At 70.2% G+C, this 12,936-nt stretch carries 16 protein-coding genes and 1 tRNA gene; 8 read left to right on the forward strand and 9 right to left on the reverse strand.

Annotation, left to right across the window (positions count from 1 at the left end; genetic code table 11):
- Positions 1-41 precede the first annotated feature (41 nt).
- The 7 genes from ACILQS_RS01165 to ACILQS_RS01195 form a co-directional block, all read right to left on the reverse strand.
- Complete coding sequence (locus ACILQS_RS01165; RefSeq protein WP_395638258.1) at positions 42-1,220, reverse strand: DUF3631 domain-containing protein; 1,179 nt, start codon at positions 1,218-1,220, stop codon at positions 42-44.
- A complete protein-coding gene (locus ACILQS_RS01170) occupies positions 1,217-1,963 on the reverse strand; it encodes a bifunctional DNA primase/polymerase (RefSeq protein ID WP_395638259.1) in 747 nt (248 codons plus the stop codon). Before ACILQS_RS01170 ends, ACILQS_RS01165 begins: the two co-directional genes overlap by 4 nt.
- The gene (locus tag ACILQS_RS01175) at positions 1,956-2,225 is read right to left on the reverse strand and encodes a hypothetical protein (protein ID WP_395638260.1); all 270 of its coding nucleotides are present in this window, start codon (positions 2,223-2,225) and stop codon (positions 1,956-1,958) included. The genes ACILQS_RS01170 and ACILQS_RS01175 overlap by 8 nt, the downstream gene beginning before the upstream one ends.
- The gene (locus ACILQS_RS01180) at positions 2,222-2,455 is read right to left on the reverse strand and encodes a hypothetical protein (RefSeq protein WP_395638261.1); all 234 of its coding nucleotides are present in this window, start codon (positions 2,453-2,455) and stop codon (positions 2,222-2,224) included. Before ACILQS_RS01180 ends, ACILQS_RS01175 begins: the two co-directional genes overlap by 4 nt.
- Positions 2,452-2,655, reverse strand: coding sequence for a helix-turn-helix domain-containing protein (locus tag ACILQS_RS01185; RefSeq protein ID WP_395638262.1), 204 nt, complete (start codon positions 2,653-2,655; stop codon positions 2,452-2,454). Before ACILQS_RS01185 ends, ACILQS_RS01180 begins: the two co-directional genes overlap by 4 nt.
- 376 nt (positions 2,656-3,031) lie before the next feature.
- A complete protein-coding gene (locus ACILQS_RS01190; protein ID WP_395638263.1) occupies positions 3,032-4,399 on the reverse strand; it encodes a tyrosine-type recombinase/integrase in 1,368 nt (455 codons plus the stop codon).
- 118 nt (positions 4,400-4,517) lie between these two features.
- Positions 4,518-4,588: transfer RNA gene (locus ACILQS_RS01195), tRNA-Gly, on the reverse strand.
- Between the two features lie 68 nt (positions 4,589-4,656).
- Between ACILQS_RS01195 and dcd the strand changes: the two genes are divergently transcribed.
- Positions 4,657-5,262 (forward strand): dCTP deaminase, encoded by a 606-nt coding sequence (dcd, locus tag ACILQS_RS01200; RefSeq protein ID WP_395638264.1) that lies wholly within the window; start codon positions 4,657-4,659, stop codon positions 5,260-5,262.
- Between the two features lie 60 nt (positions 5,263-5,322).
- Here dcd and idi read toward each other — a convergent pair whose 3' ends face one another.
- Positions 5,323-5,877, reverse strand: coding sequence for an isopentenyl-diphosphate Delta-isomerase (idi, locus tag ACILQS_RS01205; protein WP_395638265.1), 555 nt, complete (start codon positions 5,875-5,877; stop codon positions 5,323-5,325).
- A gap of 21 nt (positions 5,878-5,898) precedes the next feature.
- Here idi and ACILQS_RS01210 point away from each other — a divergent pair, with 21 nt between their 5' ends.
- From ACILQS_RS01210 to ACILQS_RS01235, 6 genes are read left to right on the forward strand one after another with little or no spacing between them, the layout of a single operon-like run.
- Positions 5,899-6,963 (forward strand): polyprenyl synthetase family protein, encoded by a 1,065-nt coding sequence (locus ACILQS_RS01210; protein WP_395638266.1) that lies wholly within the window; start codon positions 5,899-5,901, stop codon positions 6,961-6,963.
- Positions 6,960-7,853: a phytoene/squalene synthase family protein gene (locus tag ACILQS_RS01215; protein WP_395638267.1), complete on the forward strand. Its 894-nt coding sequence runs from the start codon at positions 6,960-6,962 to the stop codon at positions 7,851-7,853. The genes ACILQS_RS01210 and ACILQS_RS01215 overlap by 4 nt, the downstream gene beginning before the upstream one ends.
- Positions 7,850-9,427, forward strand: a complete 1,578-nt coding sequence (gene crtI / locus ACILQS_RS01220; protein ID WP_395638268.1) for a phytoene desaturase family protein — start codon at positions 7,850-7,852, stop codon at positions 9,425-9,427. Before ACILQS_RS01215 ends, crtI begins: the two co-directional genes overlap by 4 nt.
- On the forward strand, positions 9,424-9,780 hold the full coding sequence (locus ACILQS_RS01225; protein ID WP_395638269.1) for a lycopene cyclase domain-containing protein: 357 nt from the start codon (positions 9,424-9,426) through the stop codon (positions 9,778-9,780). Before crtI ends, ACILQS_RS01225 begins: the two co-directional genes overlap by 4 nt.
- Positions 9,777-10,112, forward strand: coding sequence for a lycopene cyclase domain-containing protein (locus tag ACILQS_RS01230; RefSeq protein WP_395638270.1), 336 nt, complete (start codon positions 9,777-9,779; stop codon positions 10,110-10,112). The genes ACILQS_RS01225 and ACILQS_RS01230 overlap by 4 nt, the downstream gene beginning before the upstream one ends.
- A complete protein-coding gene (locus ACILQS_RS01235; protein ID WP_395638271.1) occupies positions 10,109-10,978 on the forward strand; it encodes a prenyltransferase in 870 nt (289 codons plus the stop codon). The genes ACILQS_RS01230 and ACILQS_RS01235 overlap by 4 nt, the downstream gene beginning before the upstream one ends.
- Here the strand turns inward: ACILQS_RS01235 and ACILQS_RS01240 are convergent.
- Positions 10,948-12,330 carry an MFS transporter gene (locus tag ACILQS_RS01240; protein ID WP_395638272.1) on the reverse strand — a complete coding sequence of 461 codons (1,383 nt, stop codon included), beginning with the start codon at positions 12,328-12,330 and terminating at the stop codon, positions 10,948-10,950. The genes ACILQS_RS01235 and ACILQS_RS01240 overlap by 31 nt on opposite strands.
- 196 nt (positions 12,331-12,526) lie before the next feature.
- Between ACILQS_RS01240 and ACILQS_RS01245 the strand changes: the two genes are divergently transcribed.
- Positions 12,527-12,936, forward strand: a 410-nt coding sequence (locus ACILQS_RS01245; protein WP_395638273.1) for an Hsp70 family protein, incomplete at its 3' end; no start/stop codon positions are given.

Below are 12,936 nucleotides of genomic sequence, written 5' to 3' on the forward strand. Positions count from 1 at the left end.
GAATTACAGGGTTGCGCGCAGATCCGCTGCACGCGCCGGGGCTAGAACGGCTCGTCCTCGTCGAATAGCGTCGAGGCCGGCGGTGGTGCCTCGTCCGTCTCGGGCTCCGCGGGCAGGTACCGCTCCCAGGCGTCGGCGAGGTGGTGGCGGGCGTAGCCCTTGGCAGTGCCGAGGGAGCCGAAGCGAATCGTGTTGTTCGTCGGGACGCCGTACTTCGAGAGTTGCCGGGCGATGAACCGGCTGTCGATCGGGGTGCCCTTGATGCTCGCCCAAGGCGCGGTCTCCATCGAGACCAGCGCGTCGAGGATGACCGTCGTGCGGAGCGCCTCCTCGCCCTCTGCGTCGAACACGGCGCGGAGGTCCGCGAGGAGCCGGATGCCGAGCGTGGCGGGGCGGTGGCTCTGCTCGTCGACCATCGCGACGGCGGCGGCGCGGAGTCGGGTCGGCCACTCGCCGCCCGCGGCGTCCGCGATCGCGATGAGGGGCTCCCAGACGTCGGCGTTGCGGTCGACGATCGTCAACGGCAACTCGGGCCACACACCTTCCACGAGCGGCCGCGCGCTCAGGGCCCAGCGCTCCAAGTCGGCGCGGAGAATCGCCGCATCGGCCTCCGTGGCTCGGCGGCGGTAGGGCTCGATCTGCTCGCTCGGGCTGCGGCGCCGCATCGCGATGACGATCGACCGCGTCATCAGGGTGTCGGGCAGGCTGTTGAGCCCTGCCATAGCGACTGGCGCGAACGAGGACCATTCTTCGGTCACCACCTCTTTGCCGCGCACGCTCGCGCGGCCGACGACGGCGCCCTTGCGGTAGCCGCTGTTGAGCAGTCCACGGATCTCTTCGGTCGATTCGCTTGGTCGGTTGGTGAAGATCGAGTCGACCTCGTCGAACAGCAGTGTCGGGAGCGGTACCTCGTCTTCGACCGAGAGGCGTCGGAACAGGTAGGAGACCGTGGCGTTGACGGTGAGCACGGCGTCGGGCACGAGCGGCTCGGTGACCTCCAAGGCGCGGGACTTGCCGCTCCCCGGCTCAGGCGACAGGAACGCCAGGCGGGGGGAGTTGTCGAAGCAGCGCGCCAGGTGGGTGTGCGCGATCCACACGGTGTGCGCGACCCGGGCGTGCTCGGATGGGTACGCGACGAACCGTCGCAGGAATGCCTCGATGCTGTCGAGGACGTCGGCTCCGGCCGGAGCGGCTGGAGCCTTGGGCGGGCGGGGTGTCACGAGGACGTGGCTCCGTAACGTCGGCGGGCGGAGGCGATGGTCTTCGCGATCTCGCTGTCGGTGAGACCGACGACCGAAGCCGCGGCCTCCAGGAGGTCAAAGGCGTCGGAGGAAAGGCCGGCTTCTGCGGCGCGGCACGCTGCCCAGAACAGCGCGGCGTTGCGGTTGCCCTCGGTCCTCGTTGACACGAACTCGGCGAGGTGCAGCGCTTTGCGCTCAGTCCGGCCCGCGGGGGCCGCCCGCTTGGGCGGCTCGACGGGACGCAATAGGGCGACCACCGACGCCGGGAGCGGGACGGGCGGCCGCGACGCCCACGTGTACGGCTTGCCGGTCGACGGGTGGAGGCTTGGGGGCATGACGCAGTAGCCGCGGTCGGTCTTGACGTCGATCCCGGTTGGGAGGCGGGTGGCGCTCAGCGAGCCTGGGGGGCGACGGTAGTAGCGGTGTTGCCCTCCCGTGCCACGGCCGCTGTGAACGGTGAGGGTCTCGGGGAGGGGCTCACCCGTCGCCGCTTCGAGGTCGGCGACGGTGCCGCCGTTCTGCGGGTCGAAGTCGAGGACGACGAGCGTGGCCGGTACGCGAGCGCCGACGTTGTGCGCTTGCGTCGACCACCACCCGCGAATGGTCCGCTCGTCGGTGGTGGCGTCCTTGACGCCGTGCTGCGTGAGCGGCACTTTTCCGCGAAGCGGCAGGATCTCCCAGCCCGCATTAGCGAGGGCGAGGGCCTGGTCGAGGTCAGGCATCGTCGGATCCCAGCGCGCGGCGCGTGCGGATGCGGTCATCGCGGCTCGCCTGCGAGTACTCGCCCGGGTTGGCGAGCCTCTGCCGCAGTCGAGCGGCTTCAGACGTCAGTGCAGCGCGGGAGGGTGATTCGGCCGGCTCGACGAGGGCCTTCCGTTCAAGGGCCGCGAGGCGGGCTACGAGCGGGGCCGCGGCTTCGGCGCGGGTGGGGCCGGGGGCGTGCGAGGCGAAGAGCGCCGCGCCCTCGTCGTCGTGCGCGGTCACGGCTGACCCATCCAGGGTGCGAGTCGTCCCCGATCGCGAAGGCACGCGATCGCCTGCCGGGTCTCGCGTCGGCTGGGCATGAGGTAGACCGGGAGGGTCCGGGCGAATTCGTCGAGCGCGAGCCGGAAGTCGCGCGAGCCGGGGTTGGCGCACACCTCTCTCGGCACGACGTTCTGAGCGTGCTCGACGAACTGGGCTGCGAGAGGCAGTCGCTGCTCGGTCGCGGTCATCGGTTCGCGGCGACGGGGCGCATGTGCGCCTCGATGTACTCGTCGACGGCGGACTCGGGGACTCGGACCGAGCGACCGACCTTGACGGTGCGGAGGGCTCGACCTTGGGTGAGCGTGCGCGCTTGGCGCGGCGTGATGCTCAGCACCTCGGCGAGCTCGGCGGGCGTGTAGAGGCGTTCGCGGGATGGTGAAGACGTCACGGGCGTGCTCCTAGGGAGGCGACCGCGGCTTACCCCGTACGGGTGCGATGGAGAGGGCTACTCTCGCCGGCCTACTACTTTCGGAGCCCGATTCCGTCCGGGCCTTGACCTTCTACGCAGCGGGGCGACCGCTGCTCTCATCCGACAGGCCCTCTCCCAGGAGCACGGTGCCGGGTTGACCTTCCGCCTGGCGGGCGGCTGCGGTCTTGCGGCGCTGACCTCCGTTTGCCTGGCGGCTCGGGAGGGTCCTTTTCTGTCGTGTTGCCGAAAACTTAACCCTCGCGACCGACTGTGACTCCTCGCGACACGCCGTGTCGAGTCGCGCCATTTCGAATGTTCCCGCTGTTACCGATGTGACCGCACGGTGTGACCGCTGTTACCGCTCTGCGGGGTGAGACAGGAGGGGTACGCTCGGCGCGCCCGCACCGAAGAGCGCGTCGATCCGGTCGGCGAGCGAGCGGTCGGCGCCCTCGGCGAGGTGAGCGTAGATCGCCGCGGCACGCATGGTCGAGTGCCCGAGTCGTGCCTGCACCTCGGGGACGCTCGCGCCCGCACGGTAAGCGAGAGTCGCCCCGGTGTGTCGGAGGTCGTGCCAGGTGAGTTCGGGTCGGTCGATCGCGGCTCGCGCCCTGCGGAACAGGAACGAGACTCGGGCGTTCGTGACCGGCGCGCCGTCGATCGCGAACAGTAGCGCCTCGGGGTCGGCCGCGACGTAGGTATCGAGGTGGTCGACCAGGGCAGCGTGCACGAACCCGGGGAGGTGCACGACGCGTCGGCTGCGCTCGGTCTTCGGGGGGCCGAAGCGGATCGGTTCGCCAGGGACGCAGACCAGTGCTCTCTCGACGCTCACCGTTCCTGCCGCGACGTCGACGTGGCGCCGGGCGAGCGCGAAGAGTTCGCCGTAGCGCAGGCTCGACCAGGCTGCGATCGTCACCGCGGCTGCGAGCGGCCCCGGCATCGTCGCTGCGATCGCGCGGACCTCGGCGGGGCTCGCCGTCGCACGTTCGCGGTGGCGGACCGCTCCGGCGTTCGGGATCTGGCAGGGGTTGGTCGCGATCAGCCCGTCGTGCAGGGCCGTGCCCATTACGGTCCTGAGCACTCGGTAGGCGTGCGCGGCGGCGGTGCGGCCGGCTGCATCCGGGACGACGTCAGGCGCGCCTGCGAGCGTCGACGTCGGCGACCCCGCTGAACGCCACGCGCTGAGGACTGCGGGGCTGAGGCGCCCGGTAGCCGCTGCGGCCAAGCCGCGCTCTCGTGCCCACTCTCGGGCAGGGTGCGCGCGCCGCGCCGCATCACGGCGCAGGCGCGCCTCGGCCGCGGTGCGGGTCGCTGCGAACACGGCGGCGTACCAGGTGCGTACGACAGCGGGTGTGACGTCCGCGACCCGCATCCGCCCGAGGTCGATGATGCGGCCGCGCGAGGTGGTGACCGGGGCGAGCACGCGTCGTTGAAGGGTCCGTCGATACAGGTCGACGGTGCGGGGTGCGAGGTCGGGGCGGGACTCCAGCCAGTCGCCGATGTACGCCCCGAGGGTGACGTCGCCGAGCCGGGGGTCCTGCCACGTGCCGCGTGACCGGTCGGCCCGCTCCTGCGCGAGCCACCCCTGCGCGGCGGCTTTGGTGTCGAAGGTGTGCGGTGCGCCGTAGCGCGATCCGTCGACGCGGTAGAAAGCGCGGTACCGGCCAGAGGGGAGCAGTTCTACGGTTCCCCAGCCGCCCGGGGTCTTGCGGGGTTTGCGACTCATCACGAGCCTCTCTCGTAGGCACGTGAGTCCACGTGCGTCCACGAAAGGGTCTGAACTCGCTTTCGGCTGGAGGCTGCTCAGCCCGTCGATCGCTTGGATCTCAGGGTTGAGTACTCCGAGCGGATGACGGGAATCGAACCCGCGCTATCAGCTTGGGAAGCTGAAGTTCTGCCATTGAACTACATCCGCGTATCGGTGAGGGGGTGGAGCCCCGTCACCGACTTCGACAGTCTAACCGAGCCCGGTAGCCTCGTCCCATGCTGCTGAGCGACCGCGACATCCGCAAGGAACTGGATGAAGGCCGCATCGGCCTCGACCCGCTCGACCGCGAGATGATCCAGCCGTCGAGCATCGACGTGCGCCTCGACCGGTTCTTCCGGCTCTTCGACAACCACAAGTACCCGTTCATCGATCCCGCCGAGGATCAGCCCGAGCTGACCCGGCTCATCGAGACGAAGCCCGACGAGCCGTTCATCCTGCACCCGGGCGAGTTCGTGCTCGGCTCGACGTTCGAGCTGGTCACGCTGCCCGACGATGTCGCCGCGCGGCTCGAAGGCAAGTCGAGCCTCGGGCGCCTCGGACTGCTCACGCACTCCACCGCCGGCTTCGTCGATCCCGGATTCTCCGGACACGTCACGCTCGAGCTGAGCAACGTGGCGACGCTGCCGATCAAGCTCTGGCCGGGGATGAAGATCGGGCAGCTCTGTTTCATCCGCACGAGCTCCCCCGTCGACAACCCGTACGGTTCGGGCCAGTACGGCAACCGCTACCAGGGGCAGCGCGGGCCGACGGCATCCCGGTCGTTCCAGAACTTCCACCGCACCGACGTCACGACGACCGACGCGGGGTCGGCGGGGAGCTGAGCCCCGGGCAGCTAGAGGGTCTCGATACACCGCGCGACGCGCGGCACTCGACCCGCGGGGTCACGAGCGAGGGGGAGGCGTCGGCTTCCACTGCTTGAGCTGCAGCACGAGCCAGGGGCTGAACGCGAACGGCGTCGCCGCGACCGCCTTCGCCAGGTCGGCGGGCACCACCCAGGCCCAGTCGTCGACCTCGTCGGGCTTGGGCATCGGGTCGTCGCGGGCGATCGTGCGGAACACCGGGCAGATCTCGTTCTCGACGACGCCGCCGGAGTCGACGGCGCGGTAGCGGAAGCCGGGCAGCACCAGGTCGAGGTCGCCGATCGGCAGGGCGAGCTCCCGCAGGCCCCGGCGGCGCACGGCATCCTCGAGGTCCTCGCCGGGGGCGGGATGGCCGCAGAAGGCGTTGGTCCAGACGCCCGGGAAGGTCAGTTTCGTGATCGCGCGGCGGGTGACGAGCATGCGTCCGCGGGCGTCGAAGACGTGGCACGAGAAGGCGAGGTGCAGCGGGGTGTTCTCGTCGTGCACGGTCGCCTTGTCGGCGACGCCGATCGGCGAACCGTCTTCGGCGAGGAGCACGACCTGCTCGGGGGCCGGAAGTCCTGGGGGCTGTGACATGGGGGGAGGTAGTCTGCCTGAATGGATGCTGGGGTCGCGACGGCGGCGGAGCGGCAGTCGCAGGTCGACGCCGTTCTGGCGCGTCTGTTCAGCCTAGCCCGCAAGCGTGCCGCACCCTTGGGTGCCGCCTACCTCTCCCTCTGGGATTCGATCGAAGCCGCGACGACGGGGGGCAAGCGCTTCCGTCCCCGGATGGTGTTCGCCGCCTACGAGTCGCTCGGCGGCACCGATCGTGAGGCCGCCGCCTACGTCGGTGCCGCGTTCGAGCTGCTGCACACGTCGCTGTGCGTGCACGACGACGTCATCGACCACGACTTCGTGCGCCGGGGCCTGCCCAACGTCTCGGGCACCTTCCGCGACCGCGCGGTCGCGGCGGGGGTCGAGCCGCGGGTCGCCGAGCACCACGGCATCAGCGCCGCCGTCATCGCGGGCGACCTCGCCCTGTTCAACGCCTACCGGCTGATCGACAAGAGCGGCGTCGGCGACGAGGTGCGCGGTCGGCTGCTCGAGGTCATGGACGAGGCCCTCTTCGCGAGTGCGGCCGGCGAGTTGATCGACATCGACTTCACCCTCCGCCCCGAGGCGCCGCACGTCGACGACATCCTCGCGATGGAGCGGTTGAAGACCGCCGTGTACTCGTTCGAGGGGCCGCTCCAGGCGGGCGCGATCCTGGCCGGTGCCTCCGAGGAGACGGTCGCGACGCTGGGCGAGTTCGGGCGCGAGATCGGCATCGCCTATCAGCTCGTCGACGACGTGCTCGGCGTGTTCGGCGCCGAATCCGAGACCGGCAAGACGACGATCGGCGACCTGCGCGAGGGCAAGCGCACGGTGCTGATCGCCTACGCCTCCTCCGCCCCCGGCTGGGAGGAGCTCACCGCCCTGTTCGGCGATCCCGAACTCGACGACGCGGGGGCCGCGCGCCTCCGCGCCCACCTCGTGCAGTCCGGAGCCCGCGGCTTCGCCGAAGGCCTCGCGCGCTACTACGCCAACCGCGCCCTCGCGCGCCTGGTCGAGCCGCACATCCCGGCGGCCCTGCGCGCGGAACTGCATCCCGTCGCCGACGCGATCCTCGGTCGCGTCAAGTGAGCCGCGACAAGGGAGGCGACGGGGGACCGCGCCTCACCCTCTACGACGAGGTGGCGCAGGCGACGGCGAGTCTCGTCATCCGCCGCTACTCCACGTCGTTCGGGATGGCGGCGCGGCTGCTCGGGGCCGGCATCCGGCAGCCGGTGGAGAACATCTACGCGCTCGTGCGGGTCGCCGACGAGATCGTCGACGGCGGGGCCGAAGAGGCGGGCCTCGACCGGCTGGCCACGGGCCGGCTGCTCAACGCCTACGAGGAGGAGACCGAACGCGCGCTCGACGAGGGCTACTCGGCCGACCTCGTCGTGCACGCCTTCGCCCGCACCGCCCGGGCGGCGGGATTCGGCCCGGAGCTGACGAAGCCGTTCTTCGCCTCGATGCGCGCCGACCTGCACGAGACGGTGCACGACGCGGCGAGTTTCGCGGAGTACGTGTACGGCTCCGCCGAGGTGGTCGGTCTGATGTGCCTCCGGGTCTTCCTCGTCGGCCACGAGCGCACCCCGGCCGAACTCGAGACGCTCGAACGGGGTGCCCGCGCGCTCGGCGCGGCGTTCCAGAAGGTCAACTTCCTCCGCGACCTGGCGGCCGACCACGACAAGCTGGGTCGTAGCTACTTCCCCGGCATCGACGTCTCCCGGCTGACCGACACCGAGAAGCTCGCCCTGGTCGACGACATCGACGCCGACCTCGCCCACGCCGCGGCGACCCTCCCGCTCCTCCCGCCCAGCTCGCGGCGCGCGGTCGCGCTCGCCCACGGCCTGTTCGCGGAACTGTCGCGGCGCATCCGCCGCACCCCGGCATCCGTTCTGATCACCACCCGCGTGCGGGTTCCCGACCCGGTGAAGCTGCGCATCGCGCTCGCCGCCGCCACGACCACAGGAGGCCGCGCATGAGCCGCATCGTTCTCATCGGAGGCGGGATCGGCGGTCTCGCCGCCGCCGCTCTGCTCAGCCGCGAGGGCCACGAGGTCGTGCTGCTCGAACGCAACGCCGAGTTCGGCGGGCGCGCCGGGTCGTGGGAGAAGGACGGCTTCCGCTTCGACACCGGCCCGTCCTGGTACCTGATGCCCGAGGTCTTCGACCACTTCTACCGGCTGCTCGGCACGAGCGCGGCGGCCGAACTCGAGCTCGTGCAGCTCGACCCCGGCTACCGCGTCTACGCCGAGGGCGAGAAGGAGCCGGTGGATGTCTCCGCCGACGTGCACGAGACGCTCGAGACCTTCGACCGCCTCGAGCCGGGCTCGGCGCTCAAGGTCGCGAAGTACCTCGATCGCGCCCGCGAGATCTACGAACTCGCCAAGGAGCGCTTCCTCTACTCGACGTTCGTGAAGCTCGGTCCGGTGTTCCGCGGCGAGGTGATCGCGAGCGGCGGCCGGCTCGGGCGTCTGCTGCTCGAGCCGCTGGACAAGCTGGTCAACCGCACCGTGAAGGACATCCGGCTGCGGCAGGTGCTCGGCTATCCGGCGGTCTTCCTCGGCTCGGCACCCGCCCTCGCCCCGAGCATGTACTCGCTGATGAGCCACCTCGACCTCGTCGACGGCGTGCTCTATCCGGTCGGCGGCTTCACCCGCGTGATCTCGTCGATCGAGAACCTCGCCCGCGCCGCCGGGGCCGAGCTGCGGGCCGGGGCCCAGGTGCGGCGCATTATCGTGACCGACGGCGTCGCGACGGGCGTCGAACTCGCCGACGGCGAGGTGATCGAGGCCGACATGGTCGTGTCGGCGGCCGACCTGCACCACACCGAGACGGTGCTGCTCACCGACGACTCCTCCCGGTCGTACCCGGAGGAGTACTGGCAGAAAGCCGTCGCGGGACCCTCGGCTCTGCTGGTCTACCTCGGGGTGCAGGGGGAGCTGCCCGAACTCGAGCACCACACCCTGTTCTTCGCGCAGGCCTGGGCGGCGAACTTCGAGGCGATCTTCGGCAAGACCCCGCGCATCCCGGACGTGCCGTCGTTCTACGTCTGCAAGCCGAGCGGCATCGACCCGTCGGTCGCGCCCGAGGGCACCGAGAACGTGTTCGTGCTCGTTCCGCTGCCCGCCGACCCGGGGCTCGGCCACGGCGGTCTCGACGGCGCGGGCGACGAACGGATGGAGGCGCTCGCCGACTCGGTGATCGCGCGCATCGCGGAGGAGGCCGGCATCCCCGACCTGGCGACCCGCATCGTGCTGCGCCGCACCGTCGGCCCCGCCGACTTCGTGAGCGACCTGAACGCCTGGAAGGGCACGGCGCTCGGGCCGGCCCACATCCTCAAGCAGAGCGCCTTCTTCCGCCCCGGCAACATGTCGAAGCGGGTGAAGAACCTCTACTACGTCGGGTCGTCGACGATCCCCGGCATCGGCCTGCCGATGTGCCTGATCTCCGCCGAGGTGCTCGTCAAGCGCCTGCGCGGCGACACCACCGCGGGTCCGCTCGAGGCCCCGCTGCGCAGCGTCACCACGACCGCGACCGGGCGGATGCTGGGGTGAACTTCCTGTACCTCGGCGCGCTGCTCGTGTCGATCGCCGGGATGGTCGTGCTCGACCTGCGGTTCAAGCTGTTCTTCGCCGCGGCACCCCTCCGCGCGGCGATCGTGCTCGTCGTCGGCCTGGCGTTCTTCCTCGCCTGGGACGTCGCCGGCATCACCCTCGGCATCTTCTTCCGCGGCAATCCCGGGCTGCTGACCGGCGTGCTGCTGGCGCCCGAACTCCCCCTCGAGGAACTCTTCTTCCTCACCCTCCTCATCTTCACGACGATGAACTCCTATGCCGCCCTCTCCCGTGGGTTGAGTAGCGGGCGGCGTAGCCGCACGCGTATCGAAACCGGGAGCGCAGACGCATGACGTACTGGATGCTCAACGCCCCGTTCCTCGCCCTAGTCGCTCTCGTCGCCGTGGTCGCCCTGATCGCCCGCCGGTCACCGTCGTGGCGCGGCATCGGCCTCGCCGCGATCGTCGTGCTCGTGCTGACGGCGATCTTCGACAACGTCCTGGTCGGCACCGGCATCGTGGGCTACGACCCCGCGCTGATCTCGGGCGCGAAGATCGGCGTCGCCCCCCTCGAGGACTTCGCCTACGCGATCGCCGCCCTCGTGCTGCTGCCGTCGCTCTGGTCGCTGCTGACCCCTCGGTCGTCGAGTAGCGCGCAGCGCGTGTCGAGACGGGCATCCGAATGATGCGTTCGCTGTTCCTCACGAGCCGCCCGCTGAGCTGGGTGAACACGGCGTTCCCGTTCGCCGCGGCCTACTTCATGACGACGCGCGAGATCGATGCGACGCTGATCGTCGGCACCCTGTTCTTCCTCGTGCCGTACAACTTCGCGATGTACGGCATCAACGACGTCTTCGACTACCAGTCGGATCTGCGCAACCCGCGCAAGGGTGGCGTCGAGGGTGCGCTGCTCGAGCCGCGCTGGCACCGCCTCGTGCTCTGGCTGTCCGGCATCCTCGCGCTGCCCTTCGTGGTCTACCTCGTCGTGGTCGGCGACCCGGCGAGTTGGGCGGCGCTGGCCGTGAGCCTCTTCGCGGTCGTCGCGTATTCGGCCGCGGGCCTGCGTTTCAAGGAGCGCCCCGTGCTGGACTCGCTCACCTCGAGCACCCACTTCGTCTCGCCCGCGGTCTACGGCCTGCTGCTGGCCGGCGCCGACTTCACGCCGGCGCTGTACGCGCTGCTCGCCGCGTTCTTCCTCTGGGGCGCGGCGTCGCACGCCTTCGGAGCGGTTCAGGATGTCGTGGCCGACCGGGAAGGCGGGATCGGCTCGATCGCCACCGTCATCGGGGCGCGCCGCACCGTGCGCCTCTCGGTCGTGCTCTACCTGCTCGCCGGCATCCTGCTGCTCGCCACGGACTGGCCGGGTCCGCTCGGTGCCGTGCTCGCCCTGCCGTATGCGATCAACGTCGCCGGCTGGTGGCGGGTCACCGACGAGACCGCGCCCGACGCCAACCGGGGGTGGCGCCGGTTCCTCTGGCTCAACTTCGCGACCGGGTTCGGCGTCACGATGCTGCTGATCGCCTACGCCTTCGTGGCGCCCGCCGCGCCCTGAACCTGCTGCGGCAGCTTCACGAAGAGGAACAGCACCAGGCCCACCGCGAGGATGAGCAGGATGCCGACGATGCCCCAGGCCTGCACCCCGCCCGAGAGCGCGATGAACGCGCCCCAGAGCAGCGGTGAGAAGAAGCTAGTGGCGCGGCCGGTGGTGGCGTAGAGGCCGAAGATCTCGCCCTCACGACCGGCCGGGGCGATGCGGGTCAGCAGCGAGCGGCTCGCCGTCTGCGCGGGTCCGACGAACGCCGCGAGGGTGAGCCCACCCGCCCAGAACACGGCCGGTCCGAGGTCGCGCAGAGAGAACACCAGGATGCCGACGATCACGAGGCCGGTGAGGGCGAACACGATGACGCGCTTCGGGCCGAAGGCGTCGTCGAAGCGTCCCGAGATGATCGTGCTGATCCCGGCGACGACGTTCGCGACGACACCGAAGATCACGACGCCGAAGAAGTCGAACCCGAACGTGATCGCGGCGATCGACCCGGCGAAGGTGAAGATGCCGGCGAGCCCGTCGCGGTAGACGGCGCTCGCGAGCAGGAACCAGAAGATGCCGCGCGCCTCGCGCCACAGCTGACGGATGTCCTGGAACAGCACGACGTACGAGCGGAAGAAGTTCACGCGCGGCCGGCCCGCGGCGGGCGCGGCCTCCGGCACGGCGAGGAACAGCGGGATGCAGAAGACGAGGGTCCAGACCGCGCAGCCGACGGCGACGAGGCGGAGGCCGGTCGACTGGTCGAGCCCTGACCATCCGGAGAGCTGCCAGGCGATGACGAGCGTCAGCATGATGATGCCGCCGAGGTAGCCGAAGCCCCAGCCGAGCCCGCTGACCCGGCCGACGGTCGACCTCGTCGAGACCTGCGTGAGCATCGCGTAGTAGTTGACGGCGGCGATCTCGCTGATGACGCTCGCGAACGCGATGAGGATCGCGCCGAAGAGGAAGTAGCCGGGCGCGGGCTCGACGAAGAACAGGGCTCCGGTGGCGACGATCAGCAGCCCTGTCCAGATGCCGAGCCACTTCTTGCGGTTGCCGGCGGCGTCGTTGCGCTGCCCGAGCACGGGGGCGACGAGCGCGATGATGAGCGCTCCGAGACCGATGATGAGCCCCATCTGACCGGACAGGTCGTCGTCGGTCTGCCCCGGCATCCCGAACAGCTCGGCGTCCTGCAGGTAGAGCGGCGCCCAGACGAAGCTCAGGATGACGGTGTTGTACGGCTGCGCGGCCCAGTCCCAGAACGCCCAGGCGATGACCCGCTTGCGCGGCACCGGCTCCTTCTGCAGCTCGAGTCCGCTGACGCCCAGTTCGTCGACGGTCGCAGTCGGGTTCGGCAGGTTCGGGCGGGGATCGGTCATGGCGGCACGCTACTTCCGTGAGGTGAACGCCCGGTATCGACGCTGATCCGAGCCACTCGAACGCTACTCCCTGAGGGTTCGCTCGGGGTTGAGCCGTGGTGGCTCAACCCCGCTTGACAGAAGTTATCCACAGGTGCAAACTTGAGCCTGCGCGACTCAAGCCGCGCGACCCAGAGACCAAGGAGTACACACGCACATGGCCCGCGCAGTCGGAATCGACCTCGGAACCACCAACTCGGTGGTCGCCGTGCTCGAAGGTGGGGAGCCCACCGTCATCGCGAACGCCGAAGGCTTCCGGACGACCCCGTCGGTCGTCGCCTTCACCAAGGACAGCGAGGTGCTGGTCGGCGAGACCGCCAAGCGCCAGGCCGTCACCAACGTCGACCGCACGATCGCGTCCGTCAAGCGCCACATGGGTACCGACTGGAAGACCGACGTCGACAGCAAGAAGTACACGCCGCAGGAGATCTCGGCGCGCATCCTGGCGAAGCTGAAGCGCGACGCCGAGCAGTACCTGGGCGAAGACGTGACCGACGCCGTCATCACCGTTCCCGCGTACTTCAACGACGCCGAGCGTCAGGCCACGAAGGAAGCCGGCGAGATCGC

The organism is Pseudolysinimonas sp., from assembly GCF_044239695.1.
GTDB lineage: Bacteria > Actinomycetota > Actinomycetes > Actinomycetales > Microbacteriaceae > Pseudolysinimonas_A.